Source organism: Dokdonella sp., assembly GCF_019634775.1.
Lineage (GTDB): Bacteria > Pseudomonadota > Gammaproteobacteria > Xanthomonadales > Rhodanobacteraceae > Dokdonella.
Map to the genome: position 1 here is coordinate 231,730 of NZ_JAHCAS010000001.1, position 20,615 is coordinate 252,344.

A 20,615-nucleotide genomic window follows, 5' to 3' on the forward strand; every position below is an offset into this window, starting at 1 on the left:
CGGGTCGGTCATTTCTTGTCGTCGGACAACGCGATCGAGGCCTGCCGTTCGACCCAGCCGCCCGTATCGTTTGCAACGAGTTCCACCAGCTGGATCTCGTTCTCGTTGATGGCGGTGATCCGCCCGTAGTTCTGGCCAACATAGTTACCTGGCCTGACGCGCCGGATCACACCTTCGGGATCCTTGAGCAATCCCTCCGGTGCAGCGGCGGCCCCCAGCGTTCCAACCATCTTCAGGCCGTCGAGCGGATAAGCCTCGAGCGGTTCGGGGGTCCGGTTCTTGTCGGGGCGCGGTCCGGCCGTGCTTTCCTCGGCCTCGGACTTGTCGAAGGGCACGTTGAACGGATCACGATCGTCGGGTGCCTTCAGCGTGTACTGGAACGTCTCGAACGTCTTTATGACGGGCGGCGGTTGCAGCGGCGGTCCCTTCTTCGCCTTTTCCGCGGCGACCCACTGCCTGACCTCGTCGAGGCCCGACGTGCAGGCCGACGTCCCGATGACCAGGGCGGCGACCAGGCATGCACGCAATGCGTTAAAGATGATGGGGGACATCATTTGCCTCCCGCGGGCTTATTCGCGCCTGCAGGCGCATTGGCCGCCTCGAACGCAGCGATTTCTTCGTCATCGAGGTAACGGTAGGTCTTCACCGTGCCCTCGAGCGTCAGCACGCCACCGACAGGTGGAGCAGCGTTGCCGGGCCGATTCGTGGCAGTTCCGGCCCCGGGGCGCAGAGAAACATCGTGCATGGTCAGGATGACCACGCGCGGCAGCGAAGCCACGGCGCTGATGAAAGCGCCGAACTGATGATAAGTGCCGGTCATGCGCAGCTGGATCGGTTTCTCGGCATAGAACCCCTTCATCACCTCAGGGCCCGGCTGGAACAGATCGTTGGTGATGCCAGCTCCGAGCGCCGCCTGCGAGATCGCCAGGATCAGCTTCGGCATCTCGGTCCTGCCGGGCAACTGGCTGATGAGTTGGCGCAGCTCTTCCTTCATGTCCTCGAGCTGCTTCTCGTAGGCCTCGAGATTGACCACCTGGGCCTGCTTCTTGGAGAAGTCGCCTTTCAGCGTCTGCTCCTTTCGCTCGAGACCTTCGAGCTCATCCTGCTGGTCACGGATCTTGAGATACCAGCCAAGGAACAGGATCAAGCCAACCAGAAGGATGGCGAAGAACGCCTTGATCGACTTCGGCCAGCCGCCGACGTTGTTGCGGTCGAGGTTACGCAGATCGTCGAAGAAACTCACGGCTTCTTCTCCTCGGTGTTCGCCGCAGGCGTCGCCGGCGGCGGCGTGTTGGCGGGGGCAGGCTTCGCCGTCAGCTTGCTGGCCGCGTCCTCGAGCTGGGCGCCGAGGTCGACGGCCGGCTTCGGCGCCTCGGTCGCGGCATCCGTCGCGCCCGGCACGGGCATCTCGTCGGCCTTGGCCTCTTCGGCCTTCTTGGTCTTGACCGACAGCGCGAAGATGTTAGGCATCTTCTTGTCCATGTTCGGTTTGCCTTCCTGGTTCTCGATCTTGCCCAGGTCGGCACGGCCGAACTGCGGCGAGTTCTCCATGTTGCGCATGTAGGTGGCCACGCGCGTACTGGATTCGGCGAGCCCTTCCAGCGTGAGGACATCGTTGGCCTGCTTGAGCGACGTCAGGCGTGTGCCGTTCGGGATTGTCTTGGCGAGTTGGTCGAACAGGTGAACCATCTGCGATCGATTGGATTGCAGGTCTTCGATGATCTGCTTGCGCGCGAGCAGTTGTGCGCGCGTCTTCTCCAGGTCCTTGATCTTTTCGATCTTGCCGTCGAGCTCCTTGATCTCGCGCTCGAGGTAGGCGTTGCGCTCGTTCTGGTTGTCGATGCGAAGTCCCATCCAGTACGAAGCCAAGAGAAACACGAGCACGGCGCCCAACGCGGACGCGCCGAGCATCATGTAGAACTCGCGTTCGCGCTGCTTGCGCCGTTCAGCGCGCCACGGCAGGAGGTTTATTCTGGCCATCAGTCGAAACTCCTCATCGCCAGTCCGCACGCGATCATCAGGGCCGGAGCATCCTGGGCGAGCGTCTGCACCTGCACGCGACTCGCCATCGACATGTTGGCGAGCGGATTGGCGACCACGCAAGGCACGCCGAGCTGCTCCTCGACCATGTCGGCGACACCGGGAATCGACGCGCAGCCGCCGGCGAGGACGACCTGGTCGACGCGGCTGTACTCGCTGCCGGCAAAGAAGAACTGCAGCAGGCGACTGATCTGCTGGACCATCGCCTCCTTGAACGGCTCAAGCACTTCGATCTCGTAGGATTCGGGCAGACCGCCCTGGCGCTTGGCGAGACCGGCTTCTTCGTAGCTGAGGCCATAGCGACGCATGACCTCGTCGGTCAGCTGTTTGCCACCGAAGACCTGTTCACGCGAATAGATCGTGCGCTGGTTGCGCAGCACGATCAGCGTGGTCATCGTCGCGCCGACATCGATGACCGCGACCACCGCGTCTTTCGGCACGGAAAGCTGATCGGCGATCAGGCGGAACGCGTTCTCCATCGCGAAGGCCTCAACGTCGATGGTCTTCGCGCTCAGCCCACCCAGGTCCAGCGCGGCTACACGCAGGTCGACGTTCTCGGTACGCGAGGCGGCGAGCAGCACATTGACCATGTCAGGGTTGTCCTTGACCGGCCCCAGCACCTCGAAATCGAGGCTGACCTCCTCGATCGGATAGGGGATGTACTGGTTCGCCTCGATCTGGATCTGCGCCTCCATGTCCTCCTCGGACAGGTCGGCGGGCATCGGCACGATCTTGGTGATGACCGCGGAGCCAGCCACGGCCGCGGAAGCGAACTTGGTCTTGGCGCCCGAGCGGGCCAGGCCGCGACGGATCGCCTCACCCACCGCCTCGACCTCGACAATGTTCTTTTCGACCACGGCATTGGGCGGCAGGGGCTCGACCGCGTAGTGCTCCACGCGGTAGCGGCCGCCGTTCTGCGCGAGTTGCAGCAGCTTCACGGCGGTCGAACTGATGTCGACGCCAATCAGCGCCGGTGCCTTCGGAGTGAAGAGTCCCACACTTTTTCCCCTTCCCACGCGCTCTTACGAGCGAAAGATGCGCTTTCACATTAAATCGGAACTTTAACCGTTTATCAACACCGGCCACACGAACCGTCGACCGTGTCGCAAAAAGTCCCCGAAACGGCCCCGCCGGACCCATCGGCGGGCGGCCCGGCCACCCTGCCGGCGACCACAATGGCTCTATACTCCGCGGCTTGCGTCACCAACCTTGACTGTCATCACAAGTCCCGCCCGAGGCATGAGAATCTTCTTCCGCTTGGCCCGCTGGGCGATCTATCTGGGTTTCGCGGGTGTCGTCCTCGGCGCCGCCGGTATCGGCATCGCGTACTGGCTGATCGCGCCGCGCCTGCCGTCGGTCGACAGCCTGAAGGACGTCCGCCTGCAGGTGCCGCTCAGGGTGCACTCGGCCGATGGCAAGCTGATGGCGACCTTTGGCGAAACACGTCGCATTCCGATCCGCATCGCCGATGTGCCGGACCCTCTGCGACAGGCGGTGATTTCGGCCGAAGACGCCGATTTCTACACGCACAGCGGCATCGACATCGGCGGCATCCTGCGCGCAGTCTGGCTGGTCGCCACGACCGGCAGCAAGCACGTGCCCGGCGGCAGCACCATCACCCAGCAGGTCGCGCGCCAGTTCTTCCTCAGTCCGGAAGTCACCTATACGCGCAAGCTGTCGGAGATGTTCCTGGCTTTCCGCATCGAGAGTGCACTCAGCAAGGACGAGATCCTCGAGCTGTACCTCAACAAGAGCTTTTTCGGCAATCGCGCCTACGGCGTCGCCGCAGCGGCCGAGTTCTACTACGGCAAGACGCTCGACCAGCTGAGCCTGGCCGAGTGCGCCATGCTGGCCTCGATCCCGAAGTTCCCGTCCACCGGCAATCCGCTCAACAACCCATCGCGCGCCCTGCTGCGTCGCACTTACGTGCTCGGCCGCATGCGCGAGCTTGGCTACATCGACCAGGCCGGATACGAGCAGGCCAATGGCGAACCCGACCAGGCCTTCGCTCACGAGCCGCCGATCGAGATCGAGGCGTCCTGGCTGGCCGAGATGGTGCGCCAGCAGGCGATCGAGCGGCTCGGCAACGATGCGCTCAACGACGGCTACGTGATCCGCACGACGATCGATTCGCGCGCACAAGAGGCCGCCAACAAGGCCTTGCGCGATGCCTTGCTCGCCTACGACGCGCGCCACGGTTACCGCGGTGCGGAAGCGCAGGTCGAAATCCCTGTCGATGCGCGCCCCGAGGAACTCGTGCGCCTGCTCGATGCCTATCGCAATGTGTCCGGACTGGCTCCGGGCTTGGTCGTCGAGGCCGATGCCGGACATGCCGCCGTGCAGCTCGCCGACGGCCAGACCGTGGAGCTGCCGCTCGCCTCCGTGGCCTGGGCCCGCACCTACCTTGACGAAAGCCGCCGCGGCCCGGCGCCGAAGCGCGTCGACGAAGTGCTCAAGGTCGGCGACGTCGTGCGCGTCGTGCGCGACGCCGAGGACCAGTGGCAGCTCTCCCAGATTCCGGCCGTGCAAGGTGCCCTGGTTGGCCTCGACCCCGAGGACGGTGCGATCGTCTCGCTCGTCGGCGGCTTCAATTTCGGCCGCAGCAAGTTCAATCGCGCGACCCAGTCAAACCGCAACCCGGGCTCGAGCTTCAAGCCGTTCCTCTACTCGGCCGCCTTCGAGCATGGCTATACGCCAGCCTCGGTCATCAACGACGCACCGCTGGTGTTCCCGGATCCGTCGCGCCCGAGCGGACTGTGGACACCATCCAACGAAGACGACAAGTTCGATGGACCGACGCGCCTGCGCGAAGCCCTGGTGCGCTCGCGCAACCTTGTCTCGGTACGCTTGCTGGACGCACTCGGCGTGCAGTATGTGCACGAATTTGTCACGCGCTTCGGCTTCACCCCGCAGCAGGTGCCGCAGAACCTGTCGATGGCGCTCGGCACCGCAGCCGCCGCGCCGTTGACGATGGCGCGCGCGTATGCCGTTTTCGCCAACGGCGGCTTCCTCGTCGATCCGTACTTCATCAGCGAGATCGCCGATCGCGATGGCCGGGTGGTCTACCGTGCCGAGCCGTTGCGAGCATGCCGCGAGTGCCCGCAGCGCCTCGTCGAAGACGGTATCGCAGCAACGCCTCCGCTCGACTCGGCGGCCTCGGGCGGCATCCCGCTGATCGCCAGCGCGCAGGCTGCGTCGACGCCGCCGACGGGCGGCGAACCCCGCCTCGCCCCGCGAGTCATCGACCCCCGCAACGCCTATCTCGTCACCTCGCTGATGCGCGACGTCATCCGGCGTGGCACCGGCAGCGCAGCCCTCGTGCTCAAGCGCGGCGACCTTGCCGGCAAGACCGGCACGACCAACGAACATCGTGACACCTGGTTCTCCGGCTTCAACGCGCGCCTCGTCGCCACGACCTGGGTCGGTTTCGACGACTTCACCCCGCTCGGGCGCGGCGAATACGGCGCCAAGGCGGCCTTGCCAGCATGGATCGACTTCATGCGCGAAGGTCTGCGCGATGTCCCCGAGCAGTCGTTCGACATGCCGCCCGGCATCAGCACGGCACGCATCGACCGCGCCAGCGGCCTGCTTGCTCCGGCCGGCGACCAGGATTCGATGATCGAATACTTCAAGACCGAAGACGTGGCTCGCCTGGCCACTCGCCCTGCGCAAGGCGAGGACGACCAGAACGAGGCCTACGACGTGTTCTGATGGTCCGTCGGCGTCACCAGACTCACGCTGACGAAATACGGCGGCACATCGCCACCGAGGCGGCGCGCCTGATCGCCGAGAGCGGCCTGCGTGACTACCACGAGGCCAAACGCAAGGCGGCACTGCGTCTCGGGGTATTCGACGAGGCCACACTGCCGCGCAACCTCGAGGTCGAGGATGCCCTGCGCGAGCACCAACGCCTGTTCCAGGCGGATACGCAACCGCGCGCACTGCGCCGCCTGCGCGAGGCCGCGGTCGAGGCGATGCGCTTCCTTGCCCGCTTCCAGCCACGTCTCGTCGGTGCGGTCCTCGAAGGCACGGCCGATGCGCATTCGGCGGTCCGCCTGCATCTGTTTGCCGACGATGTCCGCGACGTGCTGGCCCTGCTCGACGACCACGGCATTCCGTACGAGGAGGACACGCACCTGCTCGCGACCGCGGTCGGACACGAGGTCGAAGTACCGTCCTTGCGGTTGTCGGCGGATGGTGTTGCCGTCGAGCTCATGCTGTTCGCATGCGACGGCCTGCACCATGCCCCGCTCGACCGGGTGACGCGCAAGCCAATGCGCCGCGCCAGCCTGACTGCGGTCGAGGCGCTCGTTGCCGCAGACTGACAGCACCCGACCAGGTCGGGTAGCTGCGGTCAGCGCTTGGCCATCTCGACGTAGTCGCGTGCCACGGCTCCCGTGTAGATCTGGCGCGGGCGACCGATCTTCGCATCCGGGGTAAGGTGCTGCTCCAGCCAATGCGCGACCCAGCCCGCGGTGCGCGCGATCGCGAACATCACCGTGAACATCTCGGTCGGGATCTTCAGCGCCTTGTAGATGATGCCCGAGTAGAAATCGACATTCGGATACAGCTTGCGCTCGATGAAGTACGGATCCTTGAGCGCGACTTCCTCGAGCGCAACGGCGACGTCGAGCAGCGGATCGCTGACGTTGAGGTCGGCCAACACCTTGTGGGTCATCTCACGGATGATCGTCGCGCGCGGGTCAAAGTTCTTGTAGACGCGATGGCCAAAGCCCATCAGGCGGAAGCCCGAGTTCTTGTCCTTGGCCTTGGCCACCGCGCTGGCGACGTTCTTCGCGTCACCGATGTCCGTCAGCATCTCGAGCACAGCCTCGTTGGCACCGCCGTGGGCCGGCCCCCACAGGGCGGCGATGCCGGCGGCGACGCAGGCATACGGATTGGCACCGGTCGAGCCGACCAGACGCACCGTCGAGGTCGAGGCATTCTGCTCGTGGTCGGCGTGCAGGATGAACAGCAGGTCGAGCGCCTTGGCCACGACCGGGTTCAATTCCAGCGGCTCGCTCGGCACCTCGAACATCATGTGCAGGAAGCGCGTGACGTACTCGAGGTTGTTGCGCGGATAACGGATCGGCCAGCCGATCGATGAACGATACGCTGCAGCGGCGATCGTCGGCATCTTGGCGATGAGGCGAATCGCGGCCAGGCGACGCTGCTCGGGATCGTTGATGTCCAGCGTGTCGTGGTAGAAAGCGGACAACGAGGCGATCGAGGCCGACAGCACGGCCATCGGATGGGCGTCGTAGTGGAAGCCGCTCAGGAAGTTCTTCTGCGCCTCGTGCATCATCGTGTGATGCGTGACTTCGTGTTCAAAGTGCGCGAATTGCGCCTTGTCCGGCAGTTCGCCGTTGATCAGCAGATAGGCGACCTCGAGAAAACTCGACTGCTTGGCGAGTTGTTCGATTGGGTAGCCGCGATAGAGCAGGACGCCCTTGTCACCGTCGATGAAGGTAATCGAGCTGCGCGTGCTCGCGGTGGACACGAAGCCCGGATCGTAGGTGAAGTAACCGGTGTCCTTGTTGAGCTTGGCGATGTCGATGGCTGGATCGCCGAGCGTGCCGGTGACGATCGGCAACGTGGTGCTGCGGTCGTTGGCTGCATCGATGATCTGGACGGATTTCTCGGACACGGCGGACTCCTCGGGGAAACGTGGCCGCGCGTCCTACGCGCGGAACCGACGGCAATCGGGAAAGCGCGGCGAAGAAGCCGCAGGCCCATCGCCCGCGGCGGGCAATGCGATGGGCCGAGTCCGCGGATTATTGCATAGCACCACGCATCCGTCCGATGGCGCCGGTCATGGACGACGGCGACACCCAAACGCGAACGCCGGCGCGGGGCCGGCGTCGGGGAAACGAATCGAAGAGGAGCCGAAGATCGGGAATGAGGCGGCTGATCAGGCTTGCGCCCTCGCACCCCGTCCCTGGCCCCTGCTCTTCACTAGTCCCTGTTCATCAATGGAGCCCGGCTCATCGAACTTTGATGCACTGGCCGGGATGGTTACATCCTGCACTCACTTCGCGTAGCGACGGCGGAACTTGTCGACGCGGCCGCCGGAATCAACGATCTTCTGCTTGCCCGTGTAGAACGGGTGCGACTGGCTTGAGATGTCGAGCTTGATCAGCGGGTACTCGTTGCCGTCTTCCCACTTGATCGTTTCCTTCGAAGCCATCGTCGAACGGGTCAGGATGGCGAATTCGCTGGAGAGGTCCTGGAAGACCACGTCGCGGTAATTCGGATGGATGTCGGACTTCATGGCGTCGTACCGGATGCTTGGACCAAAGGTTCTGGCCGGGGGAAAAGAGCGCGAGTATAGCCGGATGCGTGGAGTCCACGCAAGCGAACTCAGGCACCGAGGGATGCCGCGACCAGGGCCTCGAAGCGTACCGGATCGACCGCGCCGATGATGCGCGCATTCGGGCGCTGACCGAGGCGCCCATCCCAGTCAACGACCGTTGCTCCGCGCGTCAGGGCCCCATTCAGTTCGATCGCCGCGCTGCGTTCGACGACCGCAGTGGCGATGCCCGGCTCGAGTGCCACCGCCATCGCCAGCGCGTCGGCGGCCATCAGCGCCGGGCGGCCGTGTCCCCGCGTCCATTCACGCGTACGCCGCGAGATTGCCGCGAAGAAGCGTGCGCGCGCATCGTCGACCGCCAGCCAGCGTTCGACCTTGGCGAAATCAAGCCCGTGGCGCAGGGTCGCCTCCCAATCGACCAGGTCGAACATCGGCCACTCGGAGAACACGACATGGGCGGCCTCGGGATCGAAGCCGATGTTGAACTCAGCCGGCACCCGATGCGTGTTGCCGCGCCCGGTGACGGCGCCGCCCATGACCACGAGGCGAGCGACCAGCGTCGGCAGGGCCGGTTCGAGCCGCAGGGCCAGGGCGAGATTGGTCAGCGGCCCCAATGCGACGAGGGTCAGTTCGCCGCGATGTTCACGGGCGAGGCGCACGAGCGCCAGCGCGGCGTGCTCGGCTTCCGGCTGGCGTCTCGTTGCCATGTAACCGGTATCGCCGAAGCCGTCGGCACCGTGCACGAAGGCCGCATCGTCGGCCGGCAGCACCAGCGGTCGCGCACACCCGGGAAACACCGGCGTGTCGGCGGCGACGACATCGACCAGCTTGAGCGCGTTGCGCACCGTATGCGCGAGACCGACGTTGCCGGCGGTGACGCACAAGCCAGCCACGCGTGCGTGATGATGCGCCATCAGGATGGCGAGGGCGTCGTCGACGCCCGGATCGGTATCGATGAGCAACGCTGCTTTCGTCACGGAAGCCTCGAACTGTCTCGGGGCGGCGATGATCGCACGAGCCCATCGGTCTCCGCTGTCTGCAAGCGGCAGCCGTACACCTCGGCCAGTCGCTCACGCGCATGCCGTTCGGGATCGTCCAGCACAATCGCATTGGCCTCAACATGCAGGCCGAGTGCGGACAGCAGACGGCGCCACATGGATCCGAGCCGACGCCGGGTAGCGCCATGCAGGTGGATCACGCGGTCCGCCATGCCGGGCAGCTCGACGAACACGTGCCCGCGTCTCTTCAGCTCGGCATGCACGAGGGCGCCGGTATCGAAGTCGGTGACACAGGGCCTGACCGGTCGATGGCGCGGGTCGGCAGCCAGGCCGAACAGGCGCCGCAGCGGCAGGCGCCAGCGCAGCGCGAACAGGCGCGACAACCATGACGACCATGGCAGTTCGTCGTGCTGGCGTCGCTGGCGGAACGAGATGCCCGACTCGACCACCTCGACCACGACATCGCGTCGCAACAAGACCAGTGGAATCCACATGCGTTCGCTGTACCGCGCAACACCCCTCGAGAACCCGTGCTCGTGGCCGAGTTCGGCCGGTCCATGTAGCAGTCCGCCGCCATACGCCGTCGGCGTGCCGAGCACGGCCGTCTCGAGCTCGCTCGGAAGCCGCATGTCGAGGAGTTCGAGGTCGGAATCGACCAGCAGGACCAGCGGCGCGCGCAGCTCGGCGAGCAGGCGATCGAGGGTTGCGCCATGCGGGCGCAGGGGCATGCGCAGATGGAAGAATCGCAGCTCCCAGGCTGCGGCGACACGACGAAAGTGCAGCGTCGATGCATCGCCTGGCGCACAGTCGACGACGAGAACCGGATAGTCACCGGCGCGCAAGACCGAGACGAGTGCGAGGGTCGACACCCACGGCGTGCCGCAATCGATGATGACCGCGATCCTCGCCAGCGGCCCCAGTGCGGCGGGCGATTCGATGCTTTCCATCATGCAGAGACGTGTTTCGACACCGGACACACCGGCCGTCCAATCTGCCCGTCGCCGCCCCTGCGTTCAAGCATCGGCATAGCGCTCCGCGCCGCCAATCCAGCGCATGACCAGCCGGTCCACGAGCGCGGGATGCTCTTCGAGCATGACCGCAGCGATACGCTGCACCGGCGCGAGCAGGTCGGCATCGCGCGCGAGATCGGCCATGCGGAAGACGAGACGGCCGGTCTGGCGCGTGCCCAGCATCTCGCCGGGCCCGCGCAGGGCAAGATCCTTCTCGGCAATGATGAAGCCATCGTTGGTCTCACGCATTGTCTCCAGGCGTTCGCGCGCAAGTGCCGACAATGGTGCCTGATACATCAGCACACAGGTCGAAGCACGCGCACCGCGGCCGACCCGGCCGCGCAACTGATGCAACTGGGCAAGACCCAGACGCTCGGCGTTCTCGATCACCATCAGGCTCGCGTTCGGCACGTCGACACCGACTTCGATCACGGTGGTGGCGACCAACACGGCGATTTCACCGCGACGAAACGCTTCCATCATCGCCTGTTTCGCGTCCGGCCTGAGCCGTCCATGGACGAGGCCCACGGACAAGCCGGGCAGGGCTGCGACGAGATCCGCATGTGCGACTTCAGCTGCCTGCGCCGCGCTGTCGCCGGACTCCTCGATGAGGGTGCAGACCCAGTACACCTGGCGACCGTCTGCACAAGCCTCGCGGATGCGCTCGACAATCTCGTTGCGACGAGCCGACGACACGACCACGGTCTTCACCGGCGTGCGACCCGGCGGCAGTTCATCGACCACCGAGACATCGAGATCCGCGTAGGCTGCCATCGCCAGTGTGCGTGGGATGGGCGTGGCGGTGAGCACGAGTTGGTGCGGAACCAACCAATCGGCGCAAGCATCGTGATCGGCATCCATGCCTCGCCCTCGCGGCGCTTGAGGCGCGATCGCCGGTTCCACCGAACCTTCCGTGGTGCGCTGCCGCTCGGCATCCATGCCTCGCCCTCGCGGCGCTTGAAGCGCCGCTCGACCCTTGTCTCTGAGTGCCAGGCGCTGATGCACACCGAAGCGGTGCTGTTCGTCGATGACGACAAGGCCGAGGCGGGCGAACACGACGTCCGGCTGCATCAGTGCATGCGTACCGACCACGATCGGCGCACCTTCGGCCACAGCGGCGAGCGCCGCTCGACGCGCCCGCCCCTGCACCTTGCCGGCCAGCCAGACCGGCTCGATGCCGAGCGGAGCGAACCATGCCGTCAGGCTGCGCAGGTGTTGCTCGGCGAGCAACTCGGTGGGTGCCATCAGGGCAACCTGCGCTCCGCTCTCGATCGCTGCCGATGCAGCAAGCGCAGCAAGGACGGTCTTGCCGGAGCCGACATCACCCTGCACGAGACGCAGCATCGGCTCGGCACGGGAGAGATCGTCGAGAATCTCGCTGCCGACCTTGCGTTGCGCGCCGGTCAGCGCGAACGGGAGCGAAGCCAGCAGGCGCTCGCGCAAACGGCCATCGCCGACCAGCACCGGCGCGGCCTGTTCGCGCACCTGGGCGCGCAAGCGCTTGAGACTCAGGTGATGGGTCAGCAGTTCTTCGAAGGCGAGCCGCCGCTGGGCTGGATGTGTACCGGCAGCCAATGCGGCAACATCGGCGTCGGCGGGTGGTCGATGCACGAAACGCAAGGCTTCACACAACGAATGCAAGCCGAGCGGCACGCGCAGCGGCGCCGGGACCAGTTCGAGCACATCCCCCGCGGGCAGGCGTTCGAGGGCCGACGCGACGAGGCCAGCGAGGCGACGCTGACCGAGCCCTTCGGTGACCGGATAGACCGGCGTCAGGCGCTCCTCGACGGCGACCGGGCCACCGATACGCTGGTACTGCGGATGCACGATCTCCGGCCCATGCGCGCCGATGCGCACCTCGCCGTAGCAGCGCAGTCGTGTCCCGGGGATGAACTGGTCGGCCTGCGCCTTGCGAAAATGGAAGAAGCGCAGGGTCAGCGTTGCTCGGCTGTCGTCGTCGATGGCGACACGCAGCTGCGGACGAAAGCGAAACCCACGTTCGACCGCGCGCACGACCCCTTCGACCTGTGCCGACCGACCGGCCACCAGTTCACGGATAGGCGTTACGCGCGTGCGGTCCTCGTAACGCAATGGCAGGTGGAACCAGAGATCCTGCACGCGTTCGATGCCGAGACGGGCCAGCGCCAGCGCGACCTGCGGACCGACCCCCGGCAGGGTTTCCACGGAAGCGAGCCCCGGATCGCCCGCGGGCTCTGCCGATACACCCCCCGCACATGGCATGGGCCGTTGTCCGGCGCGCGTCAGGAGAACGCCACGATCATGTCGATCTCGACTTGCGCGCCACGCGGCAGCGACGCCACGCCGATCGTCGAGCGTGCCGGATACGGCTCGCGGAAATAACGCTTCATGACCTCGTTGACCGCAGCGAAATTGCCGAGGTCGGTGAGATAGATGCCGACGCGGGCGACGTCGTCGAAGCTCGCGCCTGCTGCGCCCAGCACGGCAGCGAGGTTCTCGAACACCCGCGTGGCCTGCGCCGAGATGTCGCCGGCAACCAGTTCACCCGTGGCTGGGTCGAGCGGTGTCTGGCCGGAAAGGTAAAGGGTGTCTCCGACGCGCACGGCCTGCGAATACGGGCCGATCGCAGCCGGTGCCTGGTCGGAGTGGATGATGGTTCGCTGACTCATGCGGAAGGCCTTCGGGGATCAGACGGGATGGCGGAAGACGGCGTTGACGACACCGAGGCGGCGCACGCCGCGCATGACGTCGGCAAGGTGCTTGCGGTTGACCACTTCGATCGTGAACAGCAAGGTTGCGGTCATCAGGTCGCGCTCCTTGTATTCGACGTTCTCGATGTTCGAGCGCGCCTCGGCCACCGCGGCGGCGACCTGGGCGAGCACGCCAGGCTTGTTGGCCACGATGATGCGCAACTCGACGCGATAGTCACCACTGACTTCCGCGTCCCAGGCGATCTCGACGCAACGTTCGGGTGACTTGAGGAGTTCGGCCAGGTTCGGACATTCGATTCGATGCACGACGATGCCCTTGCCGGCCGACACATGACCCATGATCTCGTCGCCCGGCACCGGATGGCAGCAATTGCCAAAACTCAGCACACCACGCTCCGCACCGGTGATGAGGATCTTCTCGGCGGCATGCGGCGCGACGCTCTCGGCGCTTCCATCCTGCACGTGGAGCAGCGCACGTGCGACTTGATCGGCAGTGCGGTTGCCCAGTGCGATGTCGGCGAGCAGATCCTCGAGCGCACGCAGCTTCTGCTCCTCGAGATAGTGGCCCAACGTATCCGGTGGCAACGCCTCGAGCGATGCGCCGAGCGCATCCATCGCGCGATCGAGCATGCGATGGCCGAGGTCGATTGCGTCCTCGTGCTGAAGGCGCTTGAGGAAATGGCGGATCGCCGTACGCGCCTTCGCGCTGACCACCCATTCGAGCCATTGCGTGCTCGGCACGGCCGATGGTGCGGTGATGATCTCGACGGTCTGGCCGCTGCTCAAGCGCGTGCGCAACGGCGCGAACTTCTTGTCTACACGCGCGGCGACCGCATGGCTGCCCACGTCGGTATGCACGGCATAGGCAAAATCGAGCGCGGTCGAGTTGCGCGGCAGGGCAAGGATGCGACCTTTCGGCGTGAACAGGTAGACCTCGTCCGGGAACAGGTCGACCTTGACGTTTTCGATGAACTCCAGCGACGACGCGGTGCGCGTCTGTGAATCGACCAGCGCCGAAAGCCATTCGCGCGCCCGGTGCTGCGCGCTGTTGGCCGGGCTGGAACCTTCCTTGTAGCTCCAATGCGCGGCGACGCCACGGTCGGCCACGGCATCCATGTCCTCGGTACGGATCTGAATCTCGATCGGCGCGCCAAACGAGCCGAACAGCACGGTATGCAGCGACTGGTAGCCGTTCGCCTTCGGGATCGCGATGAAATCGCGGAAGCGCCCATCGAGCGGTCGGTACAGGGCATGCACGGCGCCGAGCGCGTGATAGCAGTGCATGACCGAGTCGACGACCACGCGAAAGCCGTACACGTCCATGACCTGGGCGAACGACTTCTGCTCGGTGCGCATCTTCGTGTAGATGCTGTACGGCGACTTGATGCGACTGACTATGCGGTGCGGAATGTTCTCGGCCGCGAGCCGCGCCTCGAGCGCGGCCTCGATCTTGCCCATCGCCTCGCGGCGATTGCCGAGCACCGTGCGGATGCGGGCGGCGATGACGCGGTGGCGGTCCGGGTAGAGGGCGCGAAAACCGAGGTCCTGCAACTCGGCCTTGAAGCGGTTCATGCCGAGGCGCTGCGCGATCGGTGCGTAGATCTCGAGCGTCTCCAGGGCGATGCGCCGGCGCGCGCCGGCCTCCATCGAGCCGAGCGTGCGCATGTTGTGCAGGCGGTCGGCAAGCTTGATCAGGATCACGCGCAGATCGCGCGCCATCGCCAGCAACATCTTGCGGAAACTTTCGGCTGCCGCTTCCTGGCGACTCCTGAAATGCAGCTTGTCGAGCTTGGTGACGCCGTCGACAAGTTCGGTGACGGTGGCGCCGAACTCGGCGGTCAGCGTTTCGGGCTTGAGCGGCGTGTCCTCGAGGGTGTCGTGCAGGATCGCTGCAATGATCGTGTCCGGATCCATGCCGAGGTCGGCGAGGATGCCGGCAACGGCAACCGGATGGGTGATGTAGGGCTCGCCGCTCTTGCGCGTCTGCCCTTGGTGGGCCTCGGCGCCGACCTCATAGGCGCGGCGGATGCGCGCAATCTGGTCGGGTTCGAGATAGGTGGCCAGACGGTCTTCGAGGGCGAGCATGAAGGCAGGCGTCTTCGCCCTGCCCTTCCTTGCCCTGCCCGCATCGACCGCTGCCTTCATCGCCTCGCCTCGACAGGGGCCGGCTCAAGCCTTGCCCGGCCCGTACGGAACCGGAATGGACGAATCTCCGGTCAGAGATCGTCGCCTCCCTTGGAGAGATCGTCATCCACCTCGGCAGCTGCCCACTCGAGCGCCTCACGCTCGGCCTTCTCGCGCGAGAGGCGGTCGATCTCGTCGATCATGGCCTGGTCGACCTTGCGGCCGGCGATCTCGCGCAGCGACACCACGGTCGGCTTGTCGTTGTGCGCGTCGACGGTAGGGTCGGCACCCTTGGCCAGTTGGCGCGCGCGCCTGGTCGCCATGAGCACGAGCTCGAAGCGGTTGTCCACGACCTTGAGGCAATCCTCCACGGTGATGCGCGCCATCGCCAACCCTCTGATGTGATTCGATTCATTGACCGGAGTCCGGCCGGCCATTCTAGCGGTCACGCCTTGTGCGGTGCAAACAGGCCACGTGGACGATGTACGGCACCCCGGATTTCGCATAGGCTTTCGCCCCCGCATTCCGCGCTCCGTACACGACGACCGCAATGCCCCGGACCCTGCCGCATCGCGGCACATGGACATCCCGAATGCCGCGATCCGCTCCCCTGCCCCTTCTCGCCCGGTCCCTTGCCGCCCTGCTCGTCGTCGCCCTGGCTGGCTGCGCCGTAAAGCAACCGCGCACGGACGATCCCTGGGAACCCTTCAACCGGCGCATGTACGCCTTCAACGACAAGATGGACAAGGCCGTGATCCGGCCGGTCGCGGTTGGCTACCGCAAGATGACCACGCCGAACATGCGTCGCGTGATCAGCAATTTCTTCGCCAACGTCCGCATGCCGATCACGATCGGCAACGACATCCTGCAGGGCGAGGGCAAGGATGCGCTCAAGGGCACTGGCCGCTTCATCATCAACACCACGGTCGGCTTCCTCGGCTTCTTCGACCCGGCCAGCAAGCTGCACCTGCCGCCGCAGGAAACCGATTTCGGCGTGACCCTGGCCCGCTGGGGCATCGGCGAGGGGCCCTACCTGGTCCTGCCGTTCATCGGTTCGACGAGCGCGCGGGATGTCTGGCGCATGCCCGTTGACAGTTGGTTCTTCGATCCCATGTCGCGCTATGCGCGCCGCCACGACCATCCGTACAAGCAGCAGCACTGGCCGAACCTGGCCTTCCTCGTCACCCTGCGAGCCGGTGGCATCGATGCCGAATCATTGCTCGAGGGGACGTATGATCCCTATGTGTTCTACCGTGATGCCTACCGTCAGCGCCGGCTGTACCTGATCTACGACGGCGAGCCGCCACTTGAGGCGATCCAGTTGATGCAGGGTATCGACGACGAGGATATCGACGCCCTGCTGGAGCAACAGCGCGAATACGAGCGCGGACGCAAGGACAGGCCTTGAGGGATGCCGGGATTCGGGATTGGGAATGCGCAAGATCAAGAGCGGCGACTTTCGAGCCGACGCTCCTGCTTTTCGCATCGCGCCGGATCAACAAGGAAGGCCTGATCAAGTCCTTTCGCGGCTGCAGCCGCTCCACAAGGCCTTGATTCCGCGGGAGCGATTTCCGCCGTGAAGGGCAAAGGTTGGGGTCGTCCTGTGCGGGCGCAGCTCGGCGTTGCGCCGGCTCGACAGACGGCCAGTCTGGCTGCGCCGTCGCGCCTTGATCTGCGTCCGCACGGGACGGTGACGCCGTTGTGGGATTGATCAGAACAACCCTAATCCCCAATCCCTGCCACAAGAAACGGCTCGACGGCGTACAAATGAGCCACCGCGCGCAGACGCTCGCCGATATTGGTGAAGCGCAGGGTCCGGCCCGCGCGTGCAGCGTGGCTGCTCCAGGCAACCAGGACGGCAAGGGTCATGCCGTCGGCGCTCTCCAGTGCCGCCAGGTCGACGCTGACCGGCTCCACCGCAAGCAGTTGACGGCGTCCCTCGGCAAGCGCTTGCGCGGCATTCGCAGCATCAATGCTGCCGCGTGCTGCAAAGCGACCATGGCCGACTGTTTCGAGGGTGAAGTCCGCGCTCACGCGCCGCCCTGCTGCTTCTGCTCCATCGCCTCCAGCGCTTTCTCGCCCTGAGTCTCGAGGCGCACGATCAACGCGTCGAGACCGGTCGCCTTGATCTCGGCGGCAACCTGGTTGCGGTAGTTGGTGATGTAGGAAATGCCCTCGATGATGACGTCGTAGGCCTTCCAGTCGCCGCCCGAGCTCTTGCGGAACGCATAGTCGACGGCCACCGTCTTGCCGTCGTCGAGCACGACTTCGGTGCGCACGATCGTGCGCTTGTCGTTGAGTTCGCCCTTGAACGGCAACACGCGCACGTTGCCGCGCGTGTAGTTGAGCAGGCCTTCGGCATAACGGTGCGCGATCGAGCTGTAGAACGCCTTGGCGAAGCGCGAGCGCTGCTCCGGGCTTGAAGCGCGCGCGCTCTGGCCGAGCACGAGAATCGAGGCGTAGTCGATGTCGAAGTGCGGAAGCAGGATGCCGTCGATCTCGCGGACCAGCTTCTCGCGGTCGTTCTTCAGCTCGTCACGGCGCGCGCCGATCGTGGTGGCGAGGTCGTCGGCGATCTTCTGCACAACCTCGACCGGGGCGAGCGTCGCAGCGCGCGCAGGGGCGGCGACGGCGGCAGTGAGCACGAGGGCGGCGAAGCAGCCGATCAGGCAGCGCATGGACGGGACTCCGGAATCAGGGTGTCGGCGATGGCGCGGCGGACGGGGAATCGGATTTCTGCTTCGCCGTATCGCCACCACCGACGAGGAACTTGCCGATGAGGTCTTCGAGCTGCATCGAGGACTGCGTGAGGACGACCTCGTCGCCGTCCTTGAACATGTCCGGCGAACCGCCCGGGGTGATGCCAACGTACTGGTCGCCGAGTAAACCGCTGGTGAATATCGCCGCGGCGGAATCGTCCGGAAGCTCGCGGTAGCGCGTATCGATGGCCAGTTCAACGACCGCCTCGAGCGTCGTCGGGTCGAGCCGGATCGCACGCACCGACCCGATGCGCACACCGGCGATCTTGATCGGCGCACGCAGCTTGAGCTGGCCGATGTTGCTGAAGCGCGCCTTCAGCACGTAGCTGTCGCCCTCGCGGTAGTTGGCCACCGAGGTGGTCTGGGTGGCGAGATACGCAAGCGCAGCGAATCCGAGCGCGATGAAGAGGCCGGAGCCGATCTGGAACGAGCGTCTGGGTTGGGTCATGGATCGGGTTCCGTCACATCAGGAAGGCGGTCATCACGAAATCGAGCGCGAGCACGACGATCGAAGACGACACCACAGTGCGCGTCGTCGCATAGGCCACGCCCTCGCTGGTCGGCGGCGTGGTGTAGCCCTGGAACGTGGCGATCAGGGCGATCACCGCGCCGAAGGCCATGCTCTTCCACACACCGTTGACGACGTCGGTCCAGACGTCGACGCTGGAGGTCATGTTGCCCCAGAACGTGCCATTGTCGAGGCCGAGCCAGCTCACGCCGACCAGGTGCGCACCGAGGATGCCGAGTGCATTGAAGACGCAGGCGAGCAGCGGCATAGCGACGACCCCTGCGAGGAAACGCGGGGCGACGACATAGGCAAGCGGATCGACCGCCATCATTTCCATTGCCGACAACTGGTCGGTCGCGCGCATCAGGCCGATCTCGGCGGTGACCGAAGTACCGGCGCGGCCGGCGAACAGCAAGGCCGTCACCACCGGCCCGAGTTCGCGGAACAGCGACAGCGCGACGACCGTGCCGAGCGCGGCGGTACCGCCGAAGATCGACAGCGTGTAGTAGAGCTGCAGGGCCAGCACCATGCCGACGAACAGGCCGCAGGTCATGATGATGACGAGGCTCATCGCGCCGACGAACCAGACCTGGCGCACGGTTTCGCGGAAATGGCGCAGGCTGCGCGGCACCGCGCCGAGGATCGAGAACAGGAACAGCCCGGCCGCGCCGAGTTGGGCCAGCGAATCGCCGATCAACGAAGGACGCAGGCGCGCGTTCATGCGCGTGCCTCGGTGAAACCGAGCTCGGCCGCGTAGTCGCGCGCCGGATACTCGAACGGCACAGGGCCGTCGGCTTCGCCACCGAAGAACTGGCGCGTCCACGGTGAGTCGCGCTGGGCGAGTTCCTCGGGATGTCCCTGGGCGACCACCTTGCCGCCGGCGATCAGGTAGACGTGATCGGCAATGCGCCTCACCGCAGAGAATTCATGGGCGACGAGAATGCTGGTGATGCCGAGCGAATCGTTGAGCGTGCGGATGATCTTCACCACCTGGTTGAGGGCGATCGGGTCGAGGCCGACGAAAGGTTCATCGTAGATGACCAGACTTGGGTCGCGCACGATCGCGCGCGCCAGGGCCACGCGCCGCATCATGCCGCCCGACAGCTCCGCCGGCATCAGCCCGGCGGCCCCGCGCAGGCCGACCGCCTGCAGGCGCATCAGCACGATGTTGCGCACAAGCTCCTCGGGCAGGTGCAGGTGCTGGCGCAGCGGGAAGGCGACGTTCTCGAACACGCTGAAATCGGTCAGCAGGGCCGAGTTCTGGAACAGGTAGCCGATCTTCTCGCGCAACGCGAACAACACGGCGCGGCCAAGTGACGGCACGTTCTGGCCGTCGACGCGGATCTCGCCGGCGTCAGGCGCGAGTTGGCCGGTGATGTGGCGCATCAACGTCGTCTTGCCGGTGCCGCTCGGCCCCATCACCGCGGTGATGCGTCCGCGCACCATGTCCAGATCGACGCCGTCGAAGATGACCTTGCCGCCCAGCACGGTGCGCAGGCCACGCACTTCGACATGGTTCGGGCCGGCCACGGGGGATGGGATTTCGGCGGCGGCGTTCAAGACGGCTTCAACAGGTCGTCGAGGAGGGCGGCATGGCGCACGAGCTGGGCCTCGCGGCGCAGCCGGCGTGAGGCGAAGATCGACTGCAGGTCGAGCACGGCCTGGGCGAAATCGTCGTTGATGACGACGTAGTCGAACTCCCGCGCGCGAGCGATCTCGGTGCGCGAGTCGGCGATGCGGCGCGTGATCTGCTCGGCGCTGTCGGAGGCCCGCTGGCGCAGGCGGCGCTCCAGCTCGCGGCGCGACGGCGGCAGGATGAAGATGCTGACCACGTCCGGCCACTGCGCGCGCACCTGCTGCGCGCCCTGCCAGTCGATCTCGAGCAGCACGTCGCGGTCGGCGGCCAGCAGCGGCTCGACTGCCGTACGCGCCGTGCCCTTGTAGTCGCCATGCACGTTGGCGTGCTCGAAGAACGCACCGGTCGCGGCCATGTGCTCGAACACCTCGCGCGAGACGAAATGGTAGTGCTGGCCGTCGACCTCGCCGGGCCGCGGCGGCCGCGAGGTATACGACACCGACAGCGCAATGCCCTGCTCGCGCTCGAGCAGGGCCTTGACCAAGCTGGTCTTTCCCGCACCGGACGGTGCCGCGATGATGTAGAGCGTACCGGACACGG

At 65.7% G+C, this 20,615-nt stretch carries 22 protein-coding genes; 4 read left to right on the top strand and 18 right to left on the bottom strand.

Annotated features, from left to right (window positions below; all coding sequences use genetic code 11):
- Positions 1-8 precede the first annotated feature (8 nt).
- Genes KF907_RS00985 through KF907_RS01000 form a run of 4 tightly spaced genes read right to left on the bottom strand, consistent with a single transcriptional unit; the run spans position 9 to position 3,038 of the window.
- Complete coding sequence (locus tag KF907_RS00985) at positions 9-551, bottom strand: pilus assembly protein PilP (RefSeq protein WP_291217224.1); 543 nt, start codon at positions 549-551, stop codon at positions 9-11.
- On the bottom strand, positions 551-1,243 hold the full coding sequence (locus KF907_RS00990) for a type IV pilus inner membrane component PilO (protein WP_291217227.1): 693 nt from the start codon (positions 1,241-1,243) through the stop codon (positions 551-553). Before KF907_RS00990 ends, KF907_RS00985 begins: the two co-directional genes overlap by 1 nt.
- Positions 1,240-1,980: a PilN domain-containing protein gene (locus tag KF907_RS00995; RefSeq protein ID WP_291217230.1), complete on the bottom strand. Its 741-nt coding sequence runs from the start codon at positions 1,978-1,980 to the stop codon at positions 1,240-1,242. Before KF907_RS00995 ends, KF907_RS00990 begins: the two co-directional genes overlap by 4 nt.
- Positions 1,980-3,038 (bottom strand): pilus assembly protein PilM, encoded by a 1,059-nt coding sequence (locus tag KF907_RS01000; RefSeq protein WP_291217232.1) that lies wholly within the window; start codon positions 3,036-3,038, stop codon positions 1,980-1,982. The genes KF907_RS00995 and KF907_RS01000 overlap by 1 nt, the downstream gene beginning before the upstream one ends.
- Positions 3,039-3,279: 241 nt before the next feature.
- Here KF907_RS01000 and KF907_RS01005 point away from each other — a divergent pair, with 241 nt between their 5' ends.
- Together KF907_RS01005 and KF907_RS01010 are read left to right on the top strand one after the other, a co-directional pair.
- The gene (locus KF907_RS01005) at positions 3,280-5,751 is read left to right on the top strand and encodes a penicillin-binding protein 1A (RefSeq protein ID WP_291217234.1); all 2,472 of its coding nucleotides are present in this window, start codon (positions 3,280-3,282) and stop codon (positions 5,749-5,751) included.
- Complete coding sequence (locus KF907_RS01010; protein ID WP_291217236.1) at positions 5,751-6,365, top strand: hypothetical protein; 615 nt, start codon at positions 5,751-5,753, stop codon at positions 6,363-6,365. The genes KF907_RS01005 and KF907_RS01010 overlap by 1 nt, the downstream gene beginning before the upstream one ends.
- Positions 6,366-6,394: 29 nt before the next feature.
- On the opposite strand, the gene KF907_RS01015 is transcribed toward KF907_RS01010, so the two are convergent.
- From KF907_RS01015 to rpoZ, 8 genes are all read right to left on the bottom strand, one after another.
- Positions 6,395-7,687 carry a citrate synthase gene (locus tag KF907_RS01015; RefSeq protein WP_291217238.1) on the bottom strand — a complete coding sequence of 431 codons (1,293 nt, stop codon included), beginning with the start codon at positions 7,685-7,687 and terminating at the stop codon, positions 6,395-6,397.
- A gap of 381 nt (positions 7,688-8,068) precedes the next feature.
- Positions 8,069-8,311, bottom strand: a complete 243-nt coding sequence (locus KF907_RS01020; protein ID WP_291217240.1) for a type B 50S ribosomal protein L31 — start codon at positions 8,309-8,311, stop codon at positions 8,069-8,071.
- Between the two features lie 89 nt (positions 8,312-8,400).
- Positions 8,401-9,327: a nucleoside hydrolase gene (locus KF907_RS01025; RefSeq protein WP_291217242.1), complete on the bottom strand. Its 927-nt coding sequence runs from the start codon at positions 9,325-9,327 to the stop codon at positions 8,401-8,403.
- The gene (locus KF907_RS01030) at positions 9,324-10,298 is read right to left on the bottom strand and encodes a hypothetical protein (RefSeq protein ID WP_291217244.1); all 975 of its coding nucleotides are present in this window, start codon (positions 10,296-10,298) and stop codon (positions 9,324-9,326) included. Before KF907_RS01030 ends, KF907_RS01025 begins: the two co-directional genes overlap by 4 nt.
- A gap of 63 nt (positions 10,299-10,361) precedes the next feature.
- Positions 10,362-12,599 (bottom strand): ATP-dependent DNA helicase RecG, encoded by a 2,238-nt coding sequence (gene recG / locus KF907_RS01035; protein ID WP_291217246.1) that lies wholly within the window; start codon positions 12,597-12,599, stop codon positions 10,362-10,364.
- Positions 12,600-12,619: 20 nt separating this feature from the next.
- Positions 12,620-13,006 (bottom strand): RidA family protein, encoded by a 387-nt coding sequence (locus tag KF907_RS01040; protein WP_291217248.1) that lies wholly within the window; start codon positions 13,004-13,006, stop codon positions 12,620-12,622.
- An 18-nt stretch (positions 13,007-13,024) separates the two neighbouring features.
- Positions 13,025-15,193 (bottom strand): RelA/SpoT family protein, encoded by a 2,169-nt coding sequence (locus KF907_RS01045; RefSeq protein ID WP_291217249.1) that lies wholly within the window; start codon positions 15,191-15,193, stop codon positions 13,025-13,027.
- A gap of 71 nt (positions 15,194-15,264) precedes the next feature.
- On the bottom strand, positions 15,265-15,558 hold the full coding sequence (rpoZ, locus tag KF907_RS01050; protein WP_291217251.1) for a DNA-directed RNA polymerase subunit omega: 294 nt from the start codon (positions 15,556-15,558) through the stop codon (positions 15,265-15,267).
- 206 nt (positions 15,559-15,764) lie between these two features.
- Here rpoZ and KF907_RS01055 point away from each other — a divergent pair, with 206 nt between their 5' ends.
- On the top strand, positions 15,765-16,580 hold the full coding sequence (locus tag KF907_RS01055) for an MlaA family lipoprotein (protein ID WP_291217253.1): 816 nt from the start codon (positions 15,765-15,767) through the stop codon (positions 16,578-16,580).
- A gap of 25 nt (positions 16,581-16,605) precedes the next feature.
- Entirely contained in the window at positions 16,606-16,752 is a 147-nt protein-coding gene (locus KF907_RS01060) for a hypothetical protein (RefSeq protein ID WP_291217255.1), read from the top strand.
- Positions 16,753-16,894: 142 nt separating this feature from the next.
- Here KF907_RS01060 and KF907_RS01065 read toward each other — a convergent pair whose 3' ends face one another.
- The 6 genes from KF907_RS01065 to gmk are packed head-to-tail and all read right to left on the bottom strand — an operon-like array spanning position 16,895 to position 20,613.
- Entirely contained in the window at positions 16,895-17,206 is a 312-nt protein-coding gene (locus KF907_RS01065; RefSeq protein ID WP_291217257.1) for an STAS domain-containing protein, read from the bottom strand.
- Positions 17,203-17,850 carry an MlaC/ttg2D family ABC transporter substrate-binding protein gene (locus KF907_RS01070; protein ID WP_291217259.1) on the bottom strand — a complete coding sequence of 216 codons (648 nt, stop codon included), beginning with the start codon at positions 17,848-17,850 and terminating at the stop codon, positions 17,203-17,205. Before KF907_RS01070 ends, KF907_RS01065 begins: the two co-directional genes overlap by 4 nt.
- Positions 17,851-17,866: 16 nt before the next feature.
- Entirely contained in the window at positions 17,867-18,379 is a 513-nt protein-coding gene (gene mlaD / locus KF907_RS01075) for an outer membrane lipid asymmetry maintenance protein MlaD (RefSeq protein ID WP_291217261.1), read from the bottom strand.
- A 13-nt stretch (positions 18,380-18,392) separates the two neighbouring features.
- Positions 18,393-19,160, bottom strand: coding sequence for a lipid asymmetry maintenance ABC transporter permease subunit MlaE (mlaE, locus tag KF907_RS01080; protein WP_291217263.1), 768 nt, complete (start codon positions 19,158-19,160; stop codon positions 18,393-18,395).
- Positions 19,157-19,999 carry an ABC transporter ATP-binding protein gene (locus KF907_RS01085; protein WP_291217266.1) on the bottom strand — a complete coding sequence of 281 codons (843 nt, stop codon included), beginning with the start codon at positions 19,997-19,999 and terminating at the stop codon, positions 19,157-19,159. Before KF907_RS01085 ends, mlaE begins: the two co-directional genes overlap by 4 nt.
- Positions 19,996-20,613 (bottom strand): guanylate kinase, encoded by a 618-nt coding sequence (gene gmk / locus KF907_RS01090; protein ID WP_291217268.1) that lies wholly within the window; start codon positions 20,611-20,613, stop codon positions 19,996-19,998. The genes KF907_RS01085 and gmk overlap by 4 nt, the downstream gene beginning before the upstream one ends.
- Between the last annotated feature and the right edge of the window lie 2 nt (positions 20,614-20,615).

What these genes read in the sequence shown, in the direction of transcription:
- KF907_RS00985 (WP_291217224.1), bottom strand. Translation starts at nt 551, where the DNA reads ATGTCCCCCATCATCTTTAACGCATTGCGTGCATGCCTGGTCGCCGCC.
- KF907_RS00995 (WP_291217230.1), bottom strand. Translation starts at nt 1,980, where the DNA reads ATGGCCAGAATAAACCTCCTGCCGTGGCGCGCTGAACGGCGCAAGCAG.
- KF907_RS01005 (WP_291217234.1), top strand. Translation starts at nt 3,280, where the DNA reads ATGAGAATCTTCTTCCGCTTGGCCCGCTGGGCGATCTATCTGGGTTTC.
- KF907_RS01010 (WP_291217236.1), top strand. Translation starts at nt 5,751, where the DNA reads ATGGTCCGTCGGCGTCACCAGACTCACGCTGACGAAATACGGCGGCAC.
- KF907_RS01020 (WP_291217240.1), bottom strand. Translation starts at nt 8,311, where the DNA reads ATGAAGTCCGACATCCATCCGAATTACCGCGACGTGGTCTTCCAGGAC.
- KF907_RS01030 (WP_291217244.1), bottom strand. Translation starts at nt 10,298, where the DNA reads ATGATGGAAAGCATCGAATCGCCCGCCGCACTGGGGCCGCTGGCGAGG.
- recG (WP_291217246.1), bottom strand. Translation starts at nt 12,599, where the DNA reads ATGCCATGTGCGGGGGGTGTATCGGCAGAGCCCGCGGGCGATCCGGGG.
- KF907_RS01040 (WP_291217248.1), bottom strand. Translation starts at nt 13,006, where the DNA reads ATGAGTCAGCGAACCATCATCCACTCCGACCAGGCACCGGCTGCGATC.
- KF907_RS01045 (WP_291217249.1), bottom strand. Translation starts at nt 15,193, where the DNA reads ATGAAGGCAGCGGTCGATGCGGGCAGGGCAAGGAAGGGCAGGGCGAAG.
- rpoZ (WP_291217251.1), bottom strand. Translation starts at nt 15,558, where the DNA reads ATGGCGCGCATCACCGTGGAGGATTGCCTCAAGGTCGTGGACAACCGC.
- KF907_RS01055 (WP_291217253.1), top strand. Translation starts at nt 15,765, where the DNA reads ATGCCGCGATCCGCTCCCCTGCCCCTTCTCGCCCGGTCCCTTGCCGCC.
- KF907_RS01060 (WP_291217255.1), top strand. Translation starts at nt 16,606, where the DNA reads ATGCGCAAGATCAAGAGCGGCGACTTTCGAGCCGACGCTCCTGCTTTT.
- KF907_RS01070 (WP_291217259.1), bottom strand. Translation starts at nt 17,850, where the DNA reads ATGCGCTGCCTGATCGGCTGCTTCGCCGCCCTCGTGCTCACTGCCGCC.
- mlaD (WP_291217261.1), bottom strand. Translation starts at nt 18,379, where the DNA reads ATGACCCAACCCAGACGCTCGTTCCAGATCGGCTCCGGCCTCTTCATC.
- mlaE (WP_291217263.1), bottom strand. Translation starts at nt 19,160, where the DNA reads ATGAACGCGCGCCTGCGTCCTTCGTTGATCGGCGATTCGCTGGCCCAA.